Genomic DNA, 22714 nt, shown 5'->3' with positions numbered 1-22714 from the left:
GAGCCTCCATTCGTCATGTCGAATGGGCGCCGTTGTGCGTTAGGCGTCCGCGAACGCGGACAACGCCCCATCCGAGCCTGACAGGATCGACCTGCTGCAGCGCCCCTCGGACGGGTGGCGGGCATGGCCGCGCAGGGGGCGGCCATGTGAAACGGCAGCGATTATAGCTGCGCGGGTGACAGAGCCCAAGGTTTTCTGTCGAATCGTTCGCGACCATGGTCCAAGACGCATGCACGGGCCCCGGCCGCTCTGCCATCATGGCCCCATCCCGATCCCGCCCTTTCAGTCACGAGGAGCACCGATGAATTTCCACACTCGCAAATGGGTCAAGCCCGAAGACCTCAACCCCAACGGCACACTGTTCGGCGGCAGTCTGCTGCGCTGGATCGACGAGGAAGCGGCGATCTACGCCATCGTCCAGCTGGGCAACCAGCGCGTGGTGACCAAATACATGTCGGAGATCAACTTCGTCAGCGCCTCGCGCAAGGGCGACATCATCGAACTGGGCATCATGGCTACGGAGTTCGGCCGGACGTCGATCACTTTGCGCTGTGAGGTGCGCAACAAGATCACGCGCAAAAGCATTCTGACGGTGGACCGCATGGTGTTCGTCAACCTGGGCGAGGATGGATTGCCGGCGGCGCATGGGCGGACGCAGATCAAGTATTTGCAGGATCAGTTTCCGGACAGTGCGGTGGAGTGAGCGAAAAAGGGCCGCATTGCGCGGCCCTTGCATTGGATTGCTACAGCTTACGGCTGCTCACTCACCCGCCGCACCACCCCACCTACCGTCAACCCCTGAATCAGAATCGACGACAACACCACGATGTAAGTAATCGACAACAGCAAATCCCGCTCATCGCCAGTCGGCAGCGACAGCGCCAAGGCTACCGAAACGCCGCCGCGCAAACCGCCCCAGGTCAGCACGCGGATGGTGCCCTTGGGCACGCTGCGCCAGCGCCGCAGCAGCAGGATGGCCGGGGCCACGGTCAGCAGGCGCGCGGCCAGTACCGCCACGGCCAGCACGGTGCCGGCCGCCAGGTGCAGCCAGTTGAATGGCAGCAGCAACAGCTCCAGGCCGATCAGGGCGAACAGCAGGGCGTTGAGCATGTCGTCGATCAGCTCCCAGAAGCCGTCCATGTAGCGGCGGGTCATGTCGTTCATGGCCAGGTTGCGGCCCAGGTTGCCGATGATCAGGCCCGCCACCACCATGGCGATCGGTGCCGAGACGTGCAGTTCGTAGCACATCACCGAGCCGCCGATGACCAGGGCCAGGGTCAGCATGACTTCCACCTGGTACTGCTCGATGCCTTTGATCATGCGGTAGGTGGCGTAGCCGATCAGGCCGCCGAAGACCGCGCCACCGACCGCTTCGCGCAAGAACAGCACGGCGGTGTCGGCCATGCTCGGCGTCTCGCCCAGTTGGGCGATGCCCAGCAGTACGGTGAAGACCACTACCGCAGTGCCGTCGTTGAACAGCGATTCGCCGACGATGGTGGTCTTCAGCGGCTTGGGCGCATTGGCCGTACGCAGCGCGCCGAGCACCGCGATGGGGTCGGTGGGCGAGATCAGTGCGCCGAACAGCAGGCAGTAGATGAGGCTGACATGCCAGCCGAACAGGGCGAACACCCAGTGCGCCAGCAAGCCGATCACCACGGTGGCGATCAATACGCCGACGGTGGCCAGCAGGCCGATAGGCCAGCGGTAGCTGCGCAGGTCGCCGAGGTTGACGTGCAGGGCGCCGGCGAACAGCAGGAACGACAGCATCCAGTGCATGAGCAGATCGTTGAAGTCGATCTGGTTCATCAGGCCTTCGACGCGCGCTTCCAGGCCCGGGAAGCCGAGCAGGCTCAGGCCCTGGATCATCAGCGAGAACAGCAGGGCGGTGACCATCACGCCGATGGCGGGCGGCAAACCGATGAAACGGTAATTGACGTAGGTGAGGAGGGTGGTCAAGCAGATAAACGCAGCAACGAGTTCAAGCATCCTGAATCCTGTGGCAATGGCTTCCAAGTCGAAACCCGAATGGTTCGGGGCAGTTATTCGATGAGCTGACCGGGCGGTCGGGCACATGCTCTGACCAGAAAACTGCATAACGTTCCTTTTGTGGCGCGCTGGAACCTCGTTTTCTGGTCACGAGCAGGGTAGGGTGCATGACGAAACATTCGCTTACCTTTCATCCCATGCTGGAGCCTCGAACGGTGTTGGCTACCTCGCTCGTCCTGTTCGCCGCGTTGCTGCACGCCACCTGGAACACCCTCATCAAGTTCAGCGGCGAGCGCTCGCTGGTGATCGCCTGCATGGACACGGTCGGCCTGCTGTTCGCCTTATGTGCCCTGCCTTGGGTCGAGACGCCGCCGGCCGGGATCTGGCCATGGCTGGTCGCTTCGGCGCTGGCCGAGTTGCTGTATCGGGTTTTGCTGATTCAGGCCTATCGGGTAGGCGACCTGGGGCTGATCTACCCGCTGATGCGCGGAACGTCGCCGTTGGTGGTGCTGGTCTTGACGCTGCTGTTCGCCGGGGAGTCGCTGAGCGCGCAGCAGATCGTCGGCATCCTGCTGATTCCGTGCGGCATGGCCTGCCTGCTGTGGCAGGGCGGGGGCGGCGAGCGTCTGCCCTGGTCGATGTTGCCGGTGGTGGCGCTGATCGGCCTGTGCATCGGCTGCTACACCTGGCTCGACGGGCAGGCGGTGCAGCGTTGGGGCCAGCCCTGGGACTACCTGGTGTGGCTGACACTGTGCTGCTCGGTGCCCTTCCCGTTGCTGGCGGGCGTGGCGCGCCGACCGGCCTTCGTACTGTTCTGGCGTACGCAGTGGCGGCTGGGGCTGGCGGTGGGGGTGTGCGTGCTGCTCAGTTATGCGCTGGTGCTGTTCGCCATGCACCTGGGGTCGATCGCCGAAGCGGCGGCCTTGCGCGAGCTGAGCGTGATTCTGGTGGTATTGCTGGGCATGCGCTACCTCAAGGAACCCTTCGGCGGGCCGAGACTTCTGGCGTGCGGGCTGGTCTTAGCTGGCGTGCTGGTGATGAAACTCTGACTCATTCGACCTTGGAGGTCCTGCTATGACCGTCGCCCTGTGGTGCATCCTGTTCGCCATGTTGTTGCCGCCGCTGAGCGCCTTGGGCGCCAAAGTCGCCAGTGGCCGTTTCGGTTTTCGCGAAAACCACGACCCGCGCGCCTTTCTCGATACCCTGTCCGGCCTGCCAAGGCGGCTGCACTCAGCCCAGCAGAACGGTTTCGAAACCTTCCCTGCCTTCGCCGCCGCCGTGCTGGTGGCCGACGTGGTGGGCAATGCCGAACAGGTGACCCAAGACGTGCTGGCGGTGCTCTACATCACCAGCCGACTGCTGTTCATCATCTGCTACATGGCCGACTGGGCTGCGCTGCGTTCGCTGATGTACTTCGCCGGGCTGTTGCTGATCGTCAGCTTCTTCGTGGTATCGGTCTGAGCTCAAGGCACCTTGGGCACGTCCGGTAATGGCTGGCCTTTGGGCCAGAGCATCCAGATCTGGCCCTGTTGCTTCATGTTGCCGGCCAGCTCGCCCGCTTCTGGCCCGGTACCCCAGAACAGATCGGCGCGTACTTCGCCGGTGATCGCGCCGCCGGTGTCCTGCGCGCCCACAGGGCGCACCACCGGGCTGCCGTCGGGACGGGTGGTGGACAGCCACAGCAGGCTGCCCAGCGGGATAACCTTGCGGTCGATCGCCACGCTGTAGCCGGCGGTCAGCGGCACGTTGAGCGAGCCGCGCGGGCCTTCGTTGCTGTCTGGGCGGGTGCTGAAGAACACGTAGCTGGGGTTGCTCGCCAGCAGTTCCGGGACCCGCTGCGGATGCGCCTGGGCCCATGCGTGGATGGCGCCCATGCTGACCTGATCCTGGGTCAGTTCACCCTGTTCGATCAGCCAGCGACCGATGGGCCGATAGGGGTGGCCGTTCTGGTCGGCATAGCCCAGGCGCAGTTGCCGGCCATCGTCCAGCTGTACCCGGCCCGAGCCCTGGATTTGCAGGAACTGCAAGTCCATGGGGTCGGTCAGCCAGGCCAGCACGGGCGCCTTCGCGCCTTCGCGACCGATCACCTCGGCAGTATCGTAGGGCTTGAGTACGCGGCCTTCGAGGCGGCCGCGCAGGCGCTTGCCCTTGAGTTCGGGGTACACCTCGGCCAGGTCGACCACGATCATGTCGTCGGGGATGCCATAGACCGGCACCGAGGCTTCGGCGGTCTGGGTCAGGCTGCCGCGATAGACCGGTTCGTAGTAGCCGGTGATCAGGCCGTTGGCCTGGTTCTGCGCCGAGCGCAGGCCGTAGACCTGCAAGCGCTCCTGGAGAAAGCCACGTACCTGCTGCGGATCGGCCGGCACGGCCTGCGCGGCTTCGCAGGTCGCCGCCCAGACCGGATTACGCGCGAGCTTTTCACAGCCTTGGCGCCAGGCGGCGAAACCCGCCACGAGGTCCGCGTCGCTGACGGCGGGCAGGTCTTTCCAGGTGGCGGGGGTATAGGTGGCGATGGCGTGGGGCGCGGGTTTCTTGTCCTCGTCGCTGCCGTTGCAACCTGCCAGCAGTGCCAGGGCCGCGAGGGCGCCGGCGAGGCGGCGTAGGGAATGGGTCATGGGGTTGGTGTCCTTGCGGGCGGGCGAGCGCTTGGCCCTGATGTTTGTAAGGGATTGGTCTTTGTGGCACGGGCGCGGATACTGGCGGGCCTTTTCACCTGCTTACCTGCCCGAGGGCCGAGGATGTACAAGCGTCTCATCGCCATGCTGTGCGTCGCCGCCGTACTGTGTGGCTGCGAGCGGGCCGACCCGAACTCGCCCTTGAACCTGCGCAAAACGATTTTCAAGGACATGCTGCACGTCAGCGAGCAGTTGGGCGGCATGTTGCGCGGCAGAGTGGCGTTCGACGAATACGCCTTCACCGAAGGCGCCACGCGTCTCGATGCCTTGGCTCGCCAGCCCTGGCAGCACTTTCCGGTACCTGCCGAGGGGGAACGGAGCAATGCCCAGCCCGCCGTATGGCAACGCCGGGCGCGCTTCGAGGATCTGGCTGAGCAACTGGAGGCGGCGACAGCTGCATTGCATGGGCAAAGCCAGCATCGGCCCTTGCGTGCGAGTGGTTTGCAAGCGCCGCTGGACGCGGTCGAGCAGGCGTGCACGGCTTGCCACCGGGAGTTTCGCAACCACTGAAACCACGCCAAGCGCTATGAAGCGCGAAACTCAGCGCTCGAGCTGGTCGATGGCGTCTTGCAGTTCTTTCTTCGAATCGGCGAGCTTTTCCTTGCGCTTGTTGATCTTGTCCGCATCGCCTTTCTTCATGGCCTTGTCCAGGTCCTTGGTGCGCTGTGCCACTTCGTGACGGGCATCGAGCACCTTCTGCTCGCGCTCTTTGCGCAGGCTGGCGTCGGTGCAGTGCTCGCTGTGTTCCTGCAGCGCTTTTTCCAGCCCGGCGACCTGGCCCGAATTGCCTTTGTCGCGCGCGATCTTCAACTGGTTCTCGATGGCGCTGCGCTTGGCGGCGCAACCGGTGAGGCCGGCGTCGGGCTGTGCGGCCTGGGCGCCAGCGGCGGCCAGGAACAGGGTGGTGAACAGGGCGAGGGACGGCAGATGTTTCATGGAAAGCCTCCTGAACGGGGCGCGGTAGCAAAAAGATGGGGGAAATCCTGCCTTGGTTTCGTGCTTTAAGAAAGCATTGATAACGCTTTGTAGTCATTTATCAGAATTAGCCTACGCGTTATGTGCCCTTTCACTATTGCGTCTCTGATATGGAAGGCGGGGCGAATCCGGGCAAGCGCAACTGACCCAACCGCTCGGCCACTGCCTGCACCTCTTCGTGGGTGAAAAAGGCATGCAGCTGCTGGGCTTTGCGGGCGCCGACACCTGGTGTCTGCTGCCACTGGGCAGTGTCGCGCCCAGCGAGGCTGGCCCAGTCCGGCGTCCAGACCAGCCCCTTGGCGGGCGGCGCACCCAGGGCGCGGACCCAGGCCGAAAAGCTGCGTGTGCGGGCGAGTCCGAAGCTGCGCAGCAACTGTTCGGCTCGCGCCTCACCGATGCCTGGGACCTGGCGCAAGTCGGCAAGGTCGAGGGCGAGCCAGTCGCCCAGGTGGTTGACCACTCCAGCCTGCACCAGTCGCCGCCAAGTGCCTGCGCCCACACCCGGCATGGCCAGCCCCTGCTTGCCACTGAGCCATGCCAGGCGGGCGACGAACTGCTCGTGGCAACCTTCGCTCGCGCGCCAGCAACTGAGCGCGTGGTAGGTCGCAGGGTCGGGCACAGGCAGGGTCTGGCGCACGCGGGTGCGGTGCACCACCTTCTCGAAGCGCGGGATGGTCAATCCCGCTAGGCTGACCTGTACCTGATCGCCCGGGCGCACGTCGAGCATCTGCCAGCGCGCCAGCGAGCCGAGGCTGACCTGGGTGATGCGCTTGTCATCGAGCTGCACCGGCTGCAGGTGCAGCAGCGGCGTGATACGGCCACTGCGACCGATCTTGAACTGCACGGCACGCACTTCGGCCAGCACTTGGCGCAAGGGGTATTTCCAGGCCGCGATCCAGTGCGGCGCCTGAGTCTGCCAGCGTGTGGCAGGTGGCCGCCGATCCTGGCGCAGCACCACGCCATCGGTGGCGAAGGGCAGCGGCGTGCGGTACCAGTGCCGACGCCACTGCGCGACCTGTTCGAAACTGCCCACCGCTTGGCTGAAGCGTTGCGTGTCGACCAGGCCCAGTTCTGCCAGACGCGCATGGCGGGCCTGCTGGGTGTTCGGCCCTTCGGGCCAGTCCCAGACGAACAGCGCGATGCGCCGACCCTGTACTGGGTCCAGATGCTTGCGCGCCAGCAAGCCGGCGACCGTGCCACGGGCATTCAGGCTGCCCCGTTCGGCTTGCACATGGCCGTCCAGGCGCAGGTACAGCTCGCCATGCAGGATCAGGTCGATGGGTTCGCGCAGGCGCTGGGTGACCTGCCCTAGCGCAGGCAGATGATGGCTCCAGTCGTGGCCCGAGGCGCCGTTGCCACGGCTGATCAACTGTCGCAGCTGGCCTGCGCGGTACACCAGCGTCACCGCCACGCCATCCACCTTGGGCTGCACCCATAGTGAGGCTTTGCCGCTCAGCCAGCGCCGTACCTGCTGCGCATCGGCCAGCTTGGCCAGCCCGGTATGGGGGATGGGGTGCGTCACCGGGCCGCCCGCCGTGGCCAGCGGGTCGATCGTGTCGGGCAGGGCGAAGCACTGCCGTAGCCGGTGTAGCCGCTGCCGGCTCTGGTCGTATACCTCGTCGTCGACCAGCGCGATGCCCAGGCGATGGTAATGGTCGTCCCAGCGGGCCAGGGTCTGGGCCAGGTCGGCGACTTCGCGGGTGGCCTGGTCAGTGGGCCAGGTGGGGCAGTCCTGCGCGCGCGCCGGCAGGGTGCAAGCGCAGAACAGCAGCGCGATCAGCATTCTCGACAGCATGGCCAGCGTCCTTGCGGCAATGGAGACGCGAACCAGCCTAGTCCGTCGCGAGCGCTGAGAAGAGGGAGGGATTGTCAGCGTTCATGTCACGAAAAAGCCCCTGCCGATCGCTCGGCAGGGGCTTTCTGGTCAGCCTGTAGGAAATTACAGGCCAGCGGCCGTGCGCAGTTGCTCGGCGCGGTCGGTGCGTTCCCAGGTGAAGGTGGTGAAGGTGTCGTCACCCACGGTCTTCTGCTGCGGCGTGCGGCCGAAGTGGCCGTAGGCGGCGGTCTCCTGGTACATCGGGTGGAGCAGGTCGAGCATGGTGGTGATGGCGTAGGGGCGCAGGTCGAAGCACTCGCGCACCAGTTGCACGATGCGGGCGTCGGAGACTTTGCCGGTGCCGAAGGTGTTGATCGAGATCGAAGTTGGCTGGGCGACGCCGATGGCGTAGGACACCTGGATCTCGCAACGCTCGGCCAGGCCTGCGGCGACGATGTTCTTGGCCACGTAGCGACCGGCGTAGGCGGCGGAACGGTCGACCTTGGACGGGTCCTTGCCGGAGAACGCGCCGCCGCCGTGGCGGGCCATGCCGCCGTAGGAGTCGACGATGATCTTGCGCCCGGTCAGGCCGCAGTCGCCCACCGGGCCACCGATGATGAAGTTGCCGGTAGGGTTGATGTGGAACTGGGTGTCCTTGTGCAGCAGCTCGGCCGGCAGGGTGTGCTTGACGATCAGCTCCATGACGCCATCGCGCAGATCGTTGTAGGACACGTCCGGGTTGTGCTGGGTCGACAGCACCACCGCGTCGATGCCGACCACTTTGCCGCCTTCGTAACGACAGGTGACCTGGGACTTGGCGTCCGGCCGCAGCCAGGGCAGCAGGCCCGACTTGCGCGCTTCGGCCTGGCGCTCGACCAGGCGATGCGAGAAGCAGATCGGCGCCGGCATCAGCACGTCGGTCTCGTTGCTGGCGTAGCCGAACATCAGGCCCTGGTCGCCCGCGCCCTGGTCTTCCGGCTTGGAGCGGTCGACGCCCTGGGCGATGTCCACCGACTGCTTACCGATGATGTTCATCACCGCGCACGTGGCACCGTCGAAGCCGACGTCGGAGCTGTCGTAGCCGATGTCGATGATGACCTTGCGCACCAAGTCTTCCAGGTCGACCCAGGCCGAGGTGCTGACCTCACCGGCGATGATCGCCACGCCGGTCTTGACCAGGGTTTCGCAGGCTACGCGCGCGTATTTGTCCTGGGTGATGATGGCATCGAGGATCGCGTCGGAAATCTGGTCGGCGATCTTGTCCGGATGCCCTTCGGACACGGACTCGGATGTGAAAAGGGAGTATTCGCTCATCTCGAAGGGTTCCTAACGGTATCGATGAAGGGGTGGGTAGCGGCCCGCTGGAAATGGCGCACCTGGATCTGGAAGCCATTGCGCAGGCCGATATAGAGACTTTCGCCGGGGGTGAGCCCGGCGGCGCTGGCCCAATGGGCCAGATCCTGCTGTTCGAAGCCCAGCCACAGGTCGCCACAGGCATCTTTGGCCCAGCGCTGGTCGTGGCTGCACAGTTCGGTGATCAGCAGGCTACCGCCCGGATTCACGCGCAGGGCCAGTTGGCGCAGGGCGTGGGCCGGGTCGCTGAAATGGTGCAGGACCATGTTCAACACCACGCAGTCGACTTGGGCCTGGGGCGTGTCGAGGGCGTCTGCCAGTTGCAGGGTGACGTTGTCCAGCCGTTCGCGCAGGCACACCTGGCGCGCCAGCTCGAGCATGGTCGGGCTGTTGTCCAGGGCGGTGACCTGGGCGAAACGCCGCGCCAGATCGGGCAGGAAGCCGCCATCGCCAGGGCCGACCTCCAGAGCGGTGGCCTGTGCGTCGAAGCTGAGCTGGTCGAGTAGCGCCAAGAGGCTTTCGCGATATTGCGGCAGGCCGGCGATGAGGTCTTGCTGGGCCCTGAACTTCTCTTCCACGCGCAGGAAGAAGTCTTGGCTGGTCGCCGCACGGCGTCGCTGCACCTGCACGATGCGCGCCTGCACCTCGGCGGCCAGGGGCAACTGATCGACCTCCTCGAGCAGCGCGGCGTGCACGCGACCGCCCAGACGCAGCGTGTCGGGCAAGGCGCGGCGGTAGAAGATGGCGTTGCCTTCGCGGCGCGTGGCCACCAGCCCGGCCTGGGCCAGCACCTTGAGGTGGTGGCTCATGCCCGATTGGCCGATGTCGAAGATCTGCGCCAGTTCCAGCACGCCGAACGAATCGCTAGCCAATGCCCGCAGCACGTTCAGGCGCAGGCCGTCGCCACTGGCCTTGCACAGGGCGGCCAGGTCATCGCTGCGGTACGTGGGGAAGGATTGCGCGGGTAGGTTCATGGAGCGGGAGTCTAGTCAGGGTGGAGGAGGCTCGCAACTGCAATATCAAAAAGTTTTGATATTGCAGCTGGCGAAGGCTCCGAGCAGCCAACGGCAGGCGCCTCATGGGGCCCGCCCGGTGCGCGGCGGTGCCGATACGCCCGCAGAACGAGGAAATTTCCCCCTCCTGACCATCCGTCATTGCCGTGAGCACTGCCTGTGGGCGAAAATGCCCGACTCTTTTCCGTGTTACCTCTTTCGAAGCCCTTAGGAGACCATCGATGACCAGCCGTCGTTATCGTGCCAATGCCATCCGCGCCCTCAGCATGGATGCCGTGCAAAAGGCCAACAGCGGCCACCCCGGTGCCCCCATGGGGATGGCGGATATCGCCGAAGTGCTGTGGCGTGACTACCTCAAGCACAACCCGAGCAACCCCAAGTTCGCCGACCGCGACCGCTTCGTGCTGTCCAACGGCCACGGCTCGATGCTCATCTACTCCCTGCTGCACCTGACCGGTTACGACCTGTCCATCGACGACCTGAAGAACTTCCGTCAACTGCACAGCCGCACCCCGGGCCACCCCGAGTTCGGCTACACCCCAGGTGTGGAAACCACCACCGGCCCTCTGGGCCAAGGGTTCGCCAACGCCGTGGGCTTCGCCCTGGCCGAGAAGATCATGGCCGCGCAGTTCAACCAGGACGGCCACGCCATCGTCGACCACAACACCTACGTGTTCATGGGCGACGGCTGCATGATGGAAGGCATCTCCCACGAAGTCGCGTCGCTCGCCGGCACCCTGGGGCTGAACAAGCTGATCGCCTTCTACGACGACAACGGCATCTCCATCGACGGTGAAGTGCACGGCTGGTTCACCGACGACACCCCGGCGCGCTTCGAAGCCTACGGCTGGCAGGTGATCCGCAAGGTCGACGGCCACGACGCCGACGAAATCAAGATGGCGATCGAAACCGCGCGCAAGAGCGACAAGCCGACCCTGATCTGCTGCAAGACCATCATCGGCTACGGTTCGCCAGGCAAGGCAGGCAAGGAGTCGTCCCACGGCGCGCCGCTGGGCGACGACGAGATCATCCTGTCGCGCAAGGGCCTGAACTGGGACTACGGCGACTTCGAGGTTCCGCAGTACATCTACGACGAATGGAGTGCCAAGGAAGCCGGTGCCCAGGCCGAAGCCGAGTGGAACCAGCGCTTCGACGCCTACGCCCAGGCCTTCCCGGAGCTGGCGGCCGAATTCAAGCGCCGCACCAGCGGTGAGCTGCCGGCCGATTTTGCCGCCAAGGCCCAGGCCTACGTGGAAGAAGTCGCCGCCGAGGGCGAGACCATCGCCAGCCGCAAGGCCAGCCAGAACACCCTCAACGCTTTCGGTCCGCTGCTGCCGGAACTGCTGGGCGGCTCGGCCGACCTCGCCGGCTCCAACCTGACCCTGTGGAAAGGCTGCAAGGGCGTGGAAGCTGGCGATGCCAGCGGCAACTACGTGTACTACGGCGTGCGCGAGTTCGGCATGACCGCAATCATGAACGGCCTGGCCCTGCACGGCGGCCTGGTGCCGTACGGCGCGACCTTCCTGATGTTCATGGAATACGCACGCAATGCGGTGCGCATGTCGGCACTGATGAAGCAGCGCGCCATCCACGTCTACACCCACGACTCCATCGGTCTGGGCGAAGACGGCCCGACCCACCAGCCGATCGAGCAACTGGCCAGCTTGCGCACCACCCCCAACCTGAACACCTGGCGCCCGGCCGACGCCGTGGAATCGGCGGTGTGCTGGAAGGAAGCCCTGCTGCGCAACGATGGCCCGTCGGCGCTGATCTTCTCGCGGCAGAACCTGCAGCACCAGGAACGCAGCCCCGAGCAGATCGCCCAGATCAGCCGCGGTGGTTACGTGCTGCGCGATTGCCAAGGCGAGCCTGAGCTGATCCTCATCGCCACCGGTTCCGAAGTGGGCCTGGCGACGGACGCCGCCGCCAAGCTGACCGAGCAGGGCCGCAAGGTCCGTGTGGTGTCGATGCCGAGCACCAACGTGTTCGACGCCCAGGACGCCGCCTACCGTCAGTCGGTGCTGCCGGTGGAAGTCAGCGCGCGAATCGCCATCGAGGCGGCGCACGCGGACTTCTGGTACAAGTACGTCGGCCTGGAAGGGCGCATCATCGGCATGACCACCTACGGTGAGTCGGCGCCGGCGGGCGAGCTGTTCAAGGAGTTCGGCTTTACCGTGGAGAACGTGGTCGAGACGGCGCAGGAGCTGTTGGAAGACTGATGCTGGGACTAGCGGTCGGCTGCCTTGGCCATCAGCCAAGGCGGCCTTCTGGACGATCGCTGGGGCTGACATAGGGCCGCTCCGCGGCCCATCGCGGCTAAAGCCGCTCCTACAGGATTTCGCTCATCCTGTAGAAGCGGCTTTAGCCGCGATGGCCGGCATAGCCGGCCCAAGCCAGGCGACGCCGAGCACCTGCAAGACGGCATTGGCGATAGTCTCCGGGCCATGCCAGACGACTCCAACCACGTTCCATACTTGTGATACCGCTCCACCCACACTCTGCCCCACGAGCCCCGAATGCCCCACTCGCGTCCCTACAAAGTTGCACTCAACGGTTACGGCCGCATCGGCCGCTGCGTCCTGCGTGCCCTGGTCGAGCGCGGTGCGCGGGCGGGCTTCGAGATCGTGGCGCTCAATGACCTGGCCGATCAGGCCAGCATCGAATACCTCACGCGCTTCGACTCCACCCACGGGCGATTTCCCGGTGAGGTCAGGGTCGAGGGCGACTGTCTGCACATCAATGGCGACTGCGTGAAAGTCCTGCGCAGCGCCACTCCCGAAGGCGTCGATTGGGCGGCCCTGGGCATCGATCTGGTGCTGGAGTGCTCCGGCGTCTACACCTCGCGCGCCGACGCCCAACGCTTTCTCGACGCCGGCGCGCCACGGGTGCTGTTCTCCCAGCCCATGGCCAGCGAGGCCGACGTCGACGCCACGGTGGTCTACGGCATCAACCAGCAGTGCCTGACGGGCGCCGAGCGGCTGGTGTCCAACGCGTCGTGCACCACCAACTGCGGCGTGCCGCTGCTGCGTGTGCTCGACCGGGCGTTCGGCATCGAGTACGTGCAGATCACCAACATCCACTCGGCGATGAACGACCAGCCGGTGATCGACGCCTACCACCACGAAGACCTGCGCCGCACCCGTTCGGCGTTCCAGTCGGTCATTCCGGTGTCCACGGGCCTGGCCCGCGGCATCGAACGGCTGCTTCCGGAACTTGCCGGACGAATCCAGGCCAAAGCGGTACGCGTGCCCACGGTCAACGTGTCGTGTCTGGACATCACCCTGCACACCGCGCGCGACACCAGTGCCGCCGAGGTCAACCAGGTGTTGCGCGAGGCCGCGCTGAGCGGCCCGTTGCAGGGATTGCTGGCCTACACCGAGTTGCCGCACGCCAGTTGCGATTTCAACCATGACCCGCATTCGGCCATCGTCGATGCCAGCCAGACCCGCGTCTCAGGCACCCGCCTGGTGAACCTGCTGGCCTGGTTCGACAACGAATGGGGGTTCGCCAACCGTATGCTCGACGTTGCCGACCACTATCTGCGCGTCGTCCACCCATCTGCACCCCACAGCCCTGAAGGACCGCATTGATGACCGTGTTGAAGATGACCGACCTCGACCTGCAAGGTAAGCGCGTACTGATCCGCGAAGACCTCAACGTCCCGGTGAAGGATGGTGTGGTGGCCAGCGATGCGCGCATCCAGGCCGCGCTGCCGACCATCAAGCTGGCGCTGGAAAAAGGCGCAGCGCTGATGGTCTGCTCGCACCTGGGGCGCCCGAGCGAAGGCGAGTTCTCGGCCGAGAACAGCCTGCAGCCGGTGGCCGACTACCTGAGCAAGGCCCTGGGCCGCGACGTACCGCTGGTCAAGGACTACCTCGACGGCGTCGAGGTCGCGCCCGGCGAGCTGGTGCTGTTCGAGAACGTACGCTTCAACAAGGGCGAGAAGAAGAATGCCGACGAGCTGGCGCAGCGCTACGCGGCACTGTGCGACGTGTTCGTCATGGATGCGTTCGGCACCGCCCACCGCGCCGAAGGCTCGACCCATGGTGTCGCCAAGTTTGCCAAGGTCGCCGCAGCGGGCCCGCTGCTGGCCGCCGAACTGGACGCCCTGGGCAAGGCGCTCAAGGCGCCGGCCCAGCCGATGGCCGCCATCGTCGCTGGCTCCAAGGTGTCGACCAAGCTCGATGTGCTCAATAGCCTGAGCGGCGTGTGCGAGCTGCTGATCGTCGGTGGCGGCATCGCCAACACCTTCCTCGCCGCCGCCGGCCATCCGGTGGGCAAATCGCTGTACGAGCCCGACCTGATCGACACCGCCAAGGCCATCGCAGCCAAGGTCAACGTGCCGCTGCCGGTCGATGTGGTAGTGGCCAAAGAGTTCGCCGAAAGCGCCGCAGCCACGGTCAAGGCCATCGCCGACGTCAGCGCCGACGACATGATCCTGGACATCGGCCCGCAAACCGCCGCCCAGTTCGCCGAACTGCTCAAGTCGTCCAAGACCATCCTGTGGAACGGCCCGGTCGGTGTGTTCGAGTTCGACCAGTTCGGTGAGGGCACCAAGGTGCTGGCCAAGGCCATCGCCGCCAGCGATGCCTTCTCCATCGCCGGCGGCGGCGACACCCTGGCGGCGATCGACAAGTACGACGTCAGCGGCGATATCTCCTACATTTCCACCGGTGGCGGCGCGTTCCTCGAGTTCGTCGAAGGCAAAGTACTGCCGGCGGTGGCCATTCTGGAAGCGCGGGCCAAGGCCTGATAGCGCCGGCGCCTGGCAAAGGGAGCGACCTGATGGTCAAGCAATTGCCTGTGATGCTCATGGCCGTTCTGCTCGGTGCATGCGCCGGCAGCCCGGCACCCGAGACCGACTCGTCGCAGGCGCCCAAGGGCGGCTGCTACCAGTCGCAGTGGCAGGCCGAGACGGTTCCGGTGATCAGCAAGCGCCTGGGGCAGGAAGGGCTGGAAAAATACGACGACGAGCACCAACGTCAGGCGCCAGGTTGCCTATGAAGCAGCCAGGCGTTTCGAGGCGAAGGGGCCGGGAGGACGTGATGAAAGCGCTGATGGCCGCGTTGGCCTTGTCGGCATTGGGTGGATGCTCGATGTTCGCATCGTCGCCGCCCCCCGCAGTGGCCGACGACTGGACACGCTGGATCTGCGACAGCCAGGCCGAAGTGCTCTGGCGCTACACCGACGCCTCGCGCGAAGCCGTCGATGTGCGCCTGGGCAGCCGTGGCTACCACCTGCTGGCCGAGCCGAGCGGTTCCGGCGCGCTGTACAGCGACGGTGTGCTGGCCTTCCACACCCAGGGCGAAGAAGGCCTGGTGTACTGGGTGGCGACCGACGATCTGATAGGGCGGGGCTGCAAGGCACCGTGAATGGCCGGGCTGGCTCAGCGCGCGGCCCATACAACATGAACAGCAACCGCCCTAGGCTCTAGCGGCAGGCTTGCACGACACAACGACGCTTTTCTGGAGAGAAATACAAAATGGCACTAATCAGCATGCGCCAGATGTTGGACCACGCCGCCGAATTCGGCTACGGCGTTCCAGCGTTCAACGTCAACAACCTCGAGCAGATGCGCGCGATCATGGAAGCGGCCGACAAGACCGATTCCCCGGTCATCGTCCAGGCCTCGGCCGGCGCCCGTAAATACGCTGGCGCACCTTTCCTGCGCCACCTGATCCTGGCCGCCATCGAAGAATTCCCGCACATTCCGGTGTGCATGCACCAGGACCACGGCACCAGCCCCGATGTGTGCCAGCGTTCGATCCAGCTGGGCTTCAGCTCGGTGATGATGGACGGCTCGCTCAAAGAAGACGGCAAGACCCCGTCGGACTACGACTACAACGTGCGCGTCACTCAGCAGACCGTGGCGTTCGCCCACGCCTGCGGCGTCTCGGTGGAAGGCGAGCTGGGCTGCCTGGGCAGCCTGGAAACCGGCCAGGCCGGTGAAGAAGACGGCATCGGCGCCGAAGGCACCCTGGACCACAGCCAGATGCTGACCGACCCGGAAGAAGCCGCCGACTTCGTCAGCAAGACCCAGGTCGACGCCCTGGCCATCGCCATCGGTACCAGCCACGGCGCCTACAAGTTCACCAAGCCGCCCACCGGCGACATCCTGGCCATCGACCGCATCAAGGAAATCCACAAGCGCATCCCCAATACCCACCTGGTGATGCACGGCTCGTCCTCGGTGCCGCAAGAGTGGCTGAAGATCATCAACCAGTACGGCGGCGACATCAAAGAGACCTACGGCGTACCGGTCGAAGAAATCGTCGAAGGCATCAAGTACGGCGTGCGCAAGGTCAACATCGACACCGACCTGCGTCTGGCCTCCACCGGCGCCATTCGCCGCCACATGGCCGAGCACCCGAGCGAGTTCGACCCACGCAAGTTCTTCGCCGAGACCGTCAAGGCCATGCGCGACGTGTGCATCGCCCGCTACGAAGCCTTCGGCACTGCGGGCCAGGCCTCGAAGATCAAACCGATCACCTTGGAAGGCATGTTCCAGCGCTACGCCAAAGGCGAGTTGGCCGCTAAGGTCAACTGATCCGCCCAGGCGTCAGAAAAAACCCGCAGCGATGCGGGTTTTTTGTTTATTCGAGCGTCTAATTTAGTGGCGGAAGTGCTTAGGTTACATAGCCAACCAAACGGAACCCAAGCCGATCAAGAGTGAATCAGGGGCGGGCCGAATCCTGTTCTGGCACCAATCGAATTTCTACACGCTGCCCTAGGGCCCGTGCGACGCTGGCCAGGGTTGCCAAGGTCATACCGGGATCGTCTTGATCGAGCGCGCGATCCACTGCCGTTCGGCTGGTATGCATGCGTAAGGCCAGAGCTTTCTTCGTCACCTTCTGCTGTTTCATGGCTTCGGCGATCTGCCAGGAAATGACTCGTTTGAGGGCAGCAGCAGACACCTCCTCTGCGAGACCTTGCTCTGTGAGAAAGTCATCGAAATCAGAGCCAATGTGCTGGTTCATCGCTTGTTCCTCTTGAGTGCCGCTTTGCGTTGCCTGGCAGTAGCCAGATCGGACACGGGTGTTTTTTCGCTTTTCTTGATAAAGCCATGCAGCAATACCATGACTGAACCCTCGACCGTGAACAGAACCCGCGCGATCGTATCGACGAGGTGGGTTCTGATTTCCTACAGGCCTGGCTCCATTTTGCGTACGACTGGCATGCCTATTGGCCATCCAAGCTCGACGGTTTTGATGTCGGTCCCAATAAGTCTGCGGCTTTGATGGTCTAGTCCGACCAGCCATTCACGCACGGGTTCATTGCCAACTTGCGTGCGGAAAAATCTAACGGTCAGTTTGGGTGGAGGATTATGCATGCGCTAATTGTACCTAAAAAGGTACATATCTCAATACGCGCTTGAGCACGTATTCATCATTTTTATTTTGATCAGAGATGGTTTGGTAGCGCCAAGCCGTTAGTCGGCTACCCCAGCCAACCATGGCTTAATGCTATTTCCCACATTGCGTACTGCCCCGCGCTGGCTAGAGTTGTAAGCGCAGACCCGTCGCACCGCAAGACAGGGCATAACAAGAGAAGCAGCATGGATGGCGCTCAAGCACAGTTGTCGGACGGCCGGCCCGTCCTTTTGGTGGTGGACGATTACCCGGAAAACCTCGTCAGCATGCAGGCCTTGCTGGCGCGCGAGAATTGGCACGTCCTGACCGCCGACTCCGGCTTGCAGGCCTTGGAAACCTTGCTCGCCGAAGAAGTCGACCTGGTCATCCTCGACGTGCAGATGCCCGACATGGACGGCTTCGAGGTGGCGCGCCTGATGCGCGGCAGCCAGCGTACACGGCAGACGCCGATCATCTTCCTCACCGCCAACGAACAGTCCGATGCCGCCGTGCTCAAGGGTTACCAGAGCGGGGCGCTCGACTACCTGTTCAAACCCTTCGACCCCCAGGTGCTCAAGCCCAAGGTCAAGGCTCTGCTCGAACAGCAGTGCAGCCGGCGCCTGCTTCAGCAGCTGAGCCGGGAACTGGAGGAAGCCAGGGCCTTCAACGCTTCGATTCTGCGCCATGCCGCCGAGGGCATCCTGGTGGTGGAGCACAGCGGCGCCATCAGTTTCGCCAATCCGGCCATCGCCGCCTTGTTGGAACAGCCTGTGGACAGGCTGCAAGGCGCGCACCTGCTCGACCTGCTGCAACTGCCCTGCAACTGCGCCTGGCACGATTGCGACCTGTACGGCGCCTACGTCAACCGGCAGATATTGCGCGTCCCGGAGGCCTACCTGCGCACTGCCTCCAGGCAACTGCTGCCGGTGGCGCTGTCTTGTGCGCCGTTGCCGGTCGAGCAGGGCGCCATGGTGGTGACGGTACTGGACATGTCGCTGGTGCGGCACCTGCACCAGCAGTTGGAGCACCAGGCGGTGACCGATCCGTTGACCGGGCTGCTCAACCGCCGCGGCTTCTATCAATGCGTCGAGACCGCCTTGCTGCGCCTGGAACGCCCGGATACCACCCAGGCGCTGCTGTACATGGACCTGGACGGTTTCAAGGGCATCAACGACGCCGTAGGCCACGAAGGCGGCGACAAGGTGCTGCACTGGGTGGCGCAGCAATTGCGCGACTGTCTGGGCAGCTCCGCCTTGCTGGCGCGCATGGGCGGCGACGAGTTCACCGCGCTGCTCGACGGCCTGCCGTATCCGGAAAAGGCGGCGCGCTTCGCCGAGCTGTTGATCGAACGGGTCTCCAGCTTCCAGCAGATCGAGGGTGTGGAGCTCAAGCTGGGCATCAGCATCGGCATCGCCACCTACCCCGAATGCGCGGCCCAGGTCGATGGCCTGGTGCAGGCCGCCGACCAGGCGATGTATGCCGCCAAGCGCGCGGGCCGGCAGCAGTACCGTTTCTACGACAGCGAACTCAATGGTCGTGCCCGCTCGCGCATGCTGCTCGAAGACAGCGTGCGCACCGCCATCGACCAGCAGGACTTCACCCTGGTCTACCAGCCGCAGGTGGCCTTCGCCGACGGTCGCCTGCGCGGCTTCGAAGCGCTGCTGCGCTGGCAGCATCCCAGCGTCGGCGATGTGCCGCCGGGGTTGTTCATTCCGCTGCTCGAAGAGGTACGGTTGATCAACCGCCTGTCGAGCTGGATCTACCGCAAGGGCGCGGCCCAGCGCCGCGAGTGGCAGGGTCGTTTCGACCCTTCGCTGGTGCTGGGCATCAGCCTGAGCCGCACGCAGTTCTTCATGCCGGGGCTGGCCGACGAGTTGCAACGGGTGGTGGCCGACCATGGCCTGTCGGCCTCGCAGTTGGAAGTGGAGGTGGCCGAGAAGTCGCTGATGTACAACATCGACGAGGCGGCCAAGCAGGTGCAGCGCTTGCGCGAGCGCGGCGTACGGGTGGCCCTGGACGACTTCGGCGCCGGCGACTGTTCGCTGCGCATGCTGCGCGAACTGCCGGTCGACACCCTCAAGCTCGACCGCCAGGTGGTGGCGCGCTTGCCTGAATCGGCGGTCGATGGCATCTGGGTGCGCGGTGTCATCGAGCTGTGCGCGCCGCTCGGCATCAGCGTGATCGCCGAAGGCGTCGAGACCTTGGAGCAGGCCCGCTGGCTGCGCGACAACGGCTGTGCCTACGTGCAAGGCTTTCTGGTGGCGCACCCCCTGACGGTGAACGACGCCGGCGGTTTTGCGCAGTTCGCGCCCTGCCCGTGGCAATGATTGGCTAGAATCGCCCATTCCCTTCGCCGAACAGCCGCCATGACCGTATTGCGCTACCTGCAAGCCTACCCGCCGCACCTGCAAGAGCAGGTGCGTCAGCTGATCGCCAAAGATCGCCTGGGCGCCTATCTCGAACAGCGCTACGCCGAACGCCATGCGGTGAACAACGACAAAGCGCTGTACGCCTACGCGCAAGACCTCAAGCAGCGCTACCTGCGCAACGCGCCGGCACCGGACAAGGTGCTGTTCGACAACCGCCTGGACCTCACCCACCGCGCCCTGGGGCTGAACACCGCGGTGTCGCGGGTGCAGGGCGGCAAGCTCAAGGCCAAGAAGGAAATCCGCATCGCTTCGCTGTTCAAGGAGGCGGCGCCGCAATTTCTGCGCATGATCGTGGTCCACGAGCTGGCGCACTTGAAGGAGCGCGACCACAGCAAGGCCTTCTACCAGCTCTGCGAGCACATGGAGCCGGCCTATCACCAACTGGAATTCGACCTGCGCGTGTACCTGACCTATCGGGAACTGCCGGGGCCTCTGTAAGGATCGAGCCGCATGCCGGTAAGCAAGACCAAGAGCAGTTTTTATCGACGGCTGTACGTGGCCTGGTTGATCGACAGCCAGACCGCCGCCAGCGTACCCGCGCTGGTCGAAGCCACGGGCATGCCGCGGCGCACCGCGCAGGACACCATCGCCGCCTTGGCGGACCTGGACATCGTCTGCGAGTTCGAGCAGGCCGAAGGCGAGCGCAACCATGCCGGGCAGTACCGCATCCGCGACTGGGGCGCGATCGACCGCAACTGGATCGCCGCGCACCTGCCGACCTTGCGCAAGGTGCTCGACTACCCCTGAGCGGTCTCGGCAGGTCCCACCTGCTTGATCAGGTGACCGGCCAGGGTGCGCAACGGGCCCAGCTGGCGGCAGATCAGTGCCAGTTGCGTCTGCACCAAGCGCTGGTGTTCGTCGAGTTCTTCGGGCATCTGCTCCAGGGCGCTAGCCAGAGCGTCCTCGGCATCGCTGTGGATGGCCACCGGGGTGCGCGCCTCCAGGCCGCTGGCGATTTCTTCCAGGCTATTAGCCAGGGCCAGGCCGGCGCCGTCGATCAACTGTTCGTGCACCTCGGCGGGCAGCGCCGTTTCGCGGTGCGCACCCAGGCCCGAGAGGTAGCTGAGCAAGGTGTGCGACAGCACCAGGAAGCGGAAGCCGACATCGGCCTCCTTACGGAAATGCCCCGGCTCCATGAGCATGTTGGCCAGGGTGGTCGACAGCGCCGCGTCGGCATTGTGGGCATTGCGCCGGGCCAGGCGGTAGGCCAGGTCGTCGCTTTTGCCGTGGGCGTACTGCTGCATGATCTGGCGCAGGTAGGCGCTGGCGCAGGTCAAGGTGTTGGCCAGGACCTTGTTCAGGCGCCGGCCCTGCCAGTCGGGCAGGAACAGGAACACCGCGAGGATGGCGATCAGGCTGCCCACCAGGGTGTCGAACAGGCGTGGCAGGAACAGGCCGTAACCGTCGCCGATCTGGTTGAAGCAGAACAGCACCATCAGCGTGATGGCGGCCGTGGCCAGGGTGTAGCGGGTGGTGCGGTTGACGAAGAACACCACGCCTGCGACCACGGCGAACATCGATTGCACGATGGGGCTGGGGAACAGATCGAACAGCGCCCAGCCCACGGTCAGGCCGATGGCCGTGCCGAAGATGCGCTGCACCAGCTTGCGCCGGGTGGCGCCGTAGTTGGGTTGGCAGACGAACAGTGTGGTCAGCAGGATCCAGTAGCCCTGGCTGGGATGGATCAGGTGTACCATGCCATAGCCGATCGACAGCGCCAGGGGCATGCGCAGGGCATGGCGGAACAGCAGCGAGGTCGGTGTCATCTGAGTGCGCAGGCGCTTCCACACGTCCTTGAGCGTGCGTGGCGAACGGTCGAGCAGGCTGCTGTCGGTGGCATCGGCCAAGGCTTCGGGGTTGCTCGCTGCCGCCAGCAGGCGCTCCAGGGTGGCGAGGTTGGCGGCCAGGGCGCGCAGCGAACGCAGCAGACCGCGCCAGGCCGGGTTGTTCTGTGCGCGCAGGAAGTCGAGCGAGGCGTGCAGGTCTTCCAGGGTTTCAGCGAAATGGGTTTCGTATTCGAACGGCTGGCGCAGACGGATCGAATGGGCCAGGCGCTGGCAGGCCGAGCCTTGCTGGCGCAGCAGGCGCTGGCAGCGGAACATCACGTCGCTGTGGAAGAAGGTCTCGGCCAGGGCGTTGTAGGGGTAGTGCGAGGCGCTGACCCGCTCGTGGATGTCCTGGGCCAGGAAATACAGCTTCAGGTAGCGGCTGACCTTGGAATTGGGCTGGGTGTTGCCGACCCGGTGCAGGATGATTTCCTTTGCTACGTTGAGCGCCGCCACCACCTTGCCGTTCTGCTGCGCCAACGCCAGGCGCCGCGCCTCCAGGTCGAGGTGGCGTACTGGCTCGAACAGGTTGGCCTTGAGCTTCAGGTACTTGCCCAGTTCGAAGAACAGCTTGGCCAGGCTCTGCTGTACCGGCTGGTTGGAGAACAGCGCCTGCCACAGCACCGACAGCAGCCCGTACCAGGTGGCGCCGGCCACCAGCAGCAGCGGCTCGTGCCAGAAGTCGGTGAGCTGGCCGCCGCGCTGGTCGACCGCGATCATGGTGTACACCGCCAGGATCAAGGTCGCCGAGGCGATGGCGCCGTAGCGCTCGCCCAAGGCGCCGAGCATGGTCAGCGAAAAGGCCGACAGCGCCAGGGCTACGGCGAACAGCCAGGGGTAGGGGAACAGCAGCTCCACCGAAAGGGCGGCGATGGCGAAACACACCAGAGTCACCAGCAGGGCCGTCAGGCGCCCGCGCCAGCCGTCGTCGGTCTCGGCCAGGGCGCTGGCGATGATGCCCAGGAACAACGGGATCAACAGGCTCATCTCGTTCTGGTACCAGCACCAAGCCATGCTGCCGGTCAGGGCGATGGTGACCCGCACGCTGTAGCTGAACTTGTCTTGGCCCCACAGGCGACGCAAGGATTGGCGCAATGAACTCGAAGGCATGATGGACCTGGGCCGGTGATCGGAAACGTGTCGTTCAGCAAGAACCGTTCCCGGCTGCCGAAGGCGGTTACTTTACCTCAAGTGAACCCCTCGCATGGCGCGTCCCGTATGGGCTGTGGCGTTGCCCGAGCCCATACGGCACGCATGCGAACCGAAGCCATCGGACGATGGCTGCTGGC

Annotated in this window: 21 protein-coding genes, 1 pseudogene and 1 riboswitch; of the genes and pseudogenes, 13 read left to right on the top strand and 9 right to left on the bottom strand. The window is 64.8% G+C overall.

Annotated elements, in window-relative coordinates:
* Positions 1–17: 17 nt before the first annotated feature.
* Positions 18–114, bottom strand: a riboswitch (S-adenosyl-L-homocysteine riboswitch).
* Between the two features lie 187 nt (positions 115–301).
* Positions 302–703 (top strand): acyl-CoA thioesterase, encoded by a 402-nt coding sequence (locus tag ACSMEV_RS01170; protein ID WP_459206916.1) that lies wholly within the window; start codon positions 302–304, stop codon positions 701–703.
* Between the two features lie 47 nt (positions 704–750).
* Here ACSMEV_RS01170 and ACSMEV_RS01165 read toward each other — a convergent pair whose 3' ends face one another.
* Positions 751–1986, bottom strand: coding sequence for a sodium:proton antiporter (locus ACSMEV_RS01165; protein WP_314491755.1), 1236 nt, complete (start codon positions 1984–1986; stop codon positions 751–753).
* Between the two features lie 215 nt (positions 1987–2201).
* Here ACSMEV_RS01165 and ACSMEV_RS01160 point away from each other — a divergent pair, with 215 nt between their 5' ends.
* Together ACSMEV_RS01160 and ACSMEV_RS01155 are read left to right on the top strand one after the other, a co-directional pair.
* Positions 2202–3035 carry an EamA family transporter gene (locus ACSMEV_RS01160; protein ID WP_459208274.1) on the top strand — a complete coding sequence of 278 codons (834 nt, stop codon included), beginning with the start codon at positions 2202–2204 and terminating at the stop codon, positions 3033–3035.
* A gap of 25 nt (positions 3036–3060) precedes the next feature.
* Entirely contained in the window at positions 3061–3447 is a 387-nt protein-coding gene (locus ACSMEV_RS01155; RefSeq protein WP_459206915.1) for an MAPEG family protein, read from the top strand.
* Positions 3448–3449: 2 nt separating this feature from the next.
* On the opposite strand, the gene mltA is transcribed toward ACSMEV_RS01155, so the two are convergent.
* Positions 3450–4604, bottom strand: coding sequence for a murein transglycosylase A (gene mltA / locus ACSMEV_RS01150; protein ID WP_459206914.1), 1155 nt, complete (start codon positions 4602–4604; stop codon positions 3450–3452).
* A gap of 123 nt (positions 4605–4727) precedes the next feature.
* On the opposite strand from mltA, the gene ACSMEV_RS01145 reads away from it, so the two are divergent.
* On the top strand, positions 4728–5174 hold the full coding sequence (locus ACSMEV_RS01145) for a c-type cytochrome (protein WP_459206913.1): 447 nt from the start codon (positions 4728–4730) through the stop codon (positions 5172–5174).
* Positions 5175–5204: 30 nt separating this feature from the next.
* Here ACSMEV_RS01145 and ACSMEV_RS01140 read toward each other — a convergent pair whose 3' ends face one another.
* The 4 genes from ACSMEV_RS01140 to ACSMEV_RS01125 form a co-directional block, all read right to left on the bottom strand.
* Positions 5205–5600 carry a DUF1090 domain-containing protein gene (locus ACSMEV_RS01140; RefSeq protein ID WP_459206912.1) on the bottom strand — a complete coding sequence of 132 codons (396 nt, stop codon included), beginning with the start codon at positions 5598–5600 and terminating at the stop codon, positions 5205–5207.
* A gap of 133 nt (positions 5601–5733) precedes the next feature.
* Positions 5734–7434: an NAD-dependent DNA ligase LigB gene (gene ligB, locus ACSMEV_RS01135; RefSeq protein WP_459206911.1), complete on the bottom strand. Its 1701-nt coding sequence runs from the start codon at positions 7432–7434 to the stop codon at positions 5734–5736.
* Between the two features lie 144 nt (positions 7435–7578).
* Positions 7579–8769, bottom strand: coding sequence for a methionine adenosyltransferase (metK, locus tag ACSMEV_RS01130; RefSeq protein WP_296266157.1), 1191 nt, complete (start codon positions 8767–8769; stop codon positions 7579–7581).
* Entirely contained in the window at positions 8766–9782 is a 1017-nt protein-coding gene (locus ACSMEV_RS01125; RefSeq protein ID WP_459206910.1) for an ArsR/SmtB family transcription factor, read from the bottom strand. Before ACSMEV_RS01125 ends, metK begins: the two co-directional genes overlap by 4 nt.
* Before the next feature lie 260 nt (positions 9783–10042).
* Between ACSMEV_RS01125 and tkt the strand changes: the two genes are divergently transcribed.
* The 6 genes from tkt to fba all read left to right on the top strand — a co-directional run bounded on the left by tkt (position 10043) and on the right by fba (position 16368).
* Positions 10043–12040, top strand: a complete 1998-nt coding sequence (gene tkt / locus ACSMEV_RS01120) for a transketolase (protein ID WP_459206909.1) — start codon at positions 10043–10045, stop codon at positions 12038–12040.
* Positions 12041–12337: 297 nt separating this feature from the next.
* A complete protein-coding gene (gene epd / locus ACSMEV_RS01115; RefSeq protein ID WP_459206908.1) occupies positions 12338–13411 on the top strand; it encodes an erythrose-4-phosphate dehydrogenase in 1074 nt (357 codons plus the stop codon).
* On the top strand, positions 13411–14574 hold the full coding sequence (locus ACSMEV_RS01110; RefSeq protein ID WP_459206907.1) for a phosphoglycerate kinase: 1164 nt from the start codon (positions 13411–13413) through the stop codon (positions 14572–14574). Before epd ends, ACSMEV_RS01110 begins: the two co-directional genes overlap by 1 nt.
* The gene (locus ACSMEV_RS01105) at positions 14574–14825 is read left to right on the top strand and encodes a hypothetical protein (protein ID WP_459208273.1); all 252 of its coding nucleotides are present in this window, start codon (positions 14574–14576) and stop codon (positions 14823–14825) included. Before ACSMEV_RS01110 ends, ACSMEV_RS01105 begins: the two co-directional genes overlap by 1 nt.
* A gap of 41 nt (positions 14826–14866) precedes the next feature.
* On the top strand, positions 14867–15193 hold the full coding sequence (locus tag ACSMEV_RS01100; RefSeq protein ID WP_459206906.1) for an MliC family protein: 327 nt from the start codon (positions 14867–14869) through the stop codon (positions 15191–15193).
* 110 nt (positions 15194–15303) lie between these two features.
* Positions 15304–16368 (top strand): class II fructose-bisphosphate aldolase, encoded by a 1065-nt coding sequence (gene fba / locus ACSMEV_RS01095; RefSeq protein WP_296266146.1) that lies wholly within the window; start codon positions 15304–15306, stop codon positions 16366–16368.
* 127 nt (positions 16369–16495) lie between these two features.
* Here the strand turns inward: fba and ACSMEV_RS01090 are convergent, their stop codons facing one another.
* Both ACSMEV_RS01090 and ACSMEV_RS01085 read right to left on the bottom strand, forming a co-directional pair.
* Positions 16496–16798, bottom strand: coding sequence for a Fis family transcriptional regulator (locus tag ACSMEV_RS01090; protein ID WP_459206905.1), 303 nt, complete (start codon positions 16796–16798; stop codon positions 16496–16498).
* Positions 16795–17151, bottom strand: a pseudogene (locus ACSMEV_RS01085) (type II toxin-antitoxin system RelE/ParE family toxin). Before ACSMEV_RS01085 ends, ACSMEV_RS01090 begins: the two are co-directional and overlap by 4 nt.
* A 225-nt stretch (positions 17152–17376) precedes the next feature.
* Here ACSMEV_RS01085 and ACSMEV_RS01080 point away from each other — a divergent pair.
* The 3 genes from ACSMEV_RS01080 to ACSMEV_RS01070 are packed head-to-tail and all read left to right on the top strand — an operon-like array spanning position 17377 to position 20346.
* Entirely contained in the window at positions 17377–19497 is a 2121-nt protein-coding gene (locus ACSMEV_RS01080) for a putative bifunctional diguanylate cyclase/phosphodiesterase (protein WP_459206904.1), read from the top strand.
* 39 nt (positions 19498–19536) lie between these two features.
* A complete protein-coding gene (locus ACSMEV_RS01075) occupies positions 19537–20037 on the top strand; it encodes a M48 metallopeptidase family protein (RefSeq protein WP_459206903.1) in 501 nt (166 codons plus the stop codon).
* Between the two features lie 12 nt (positions 20038–20049).
* A complete protein-coding gene (locus tag ACSMEV_RS01070; protein WP_459206902.1) occupies positions 20050–20346 on the top strand; it encodes a winged helix-turn-helix domain-containing protein in 297 nt (98 codons plus the stop codon).
* On the opposite strand, the gene yccS is transcribed toward ACSMEV_RS01070, so the two are convergent.
* The gene (gene yccS, locus ACSMEV_RS01065) at positions 20337–22535 is read right to left on the bottom strand and encodes a YccS family putative transporter (protein WP_459206901.1); all 2199 of its coding nucleotides are present in this window, start codon (positions 22533–22535) and stop codon (positions 20337–20339) included. The two genes, ACSMEV_RS01070 and yccS, sit on opposite strands and share 10 nt — an antisense overlap.
* Positions 22536–22714: the final 179 nt, after the last annotated feature.

This window comes from Pseudomonas sp. MLB6B (genome assembly GCF_054508135.1).
This window is presented reverse-complemented; position numbering and strand designations above follow the sequence as displayed.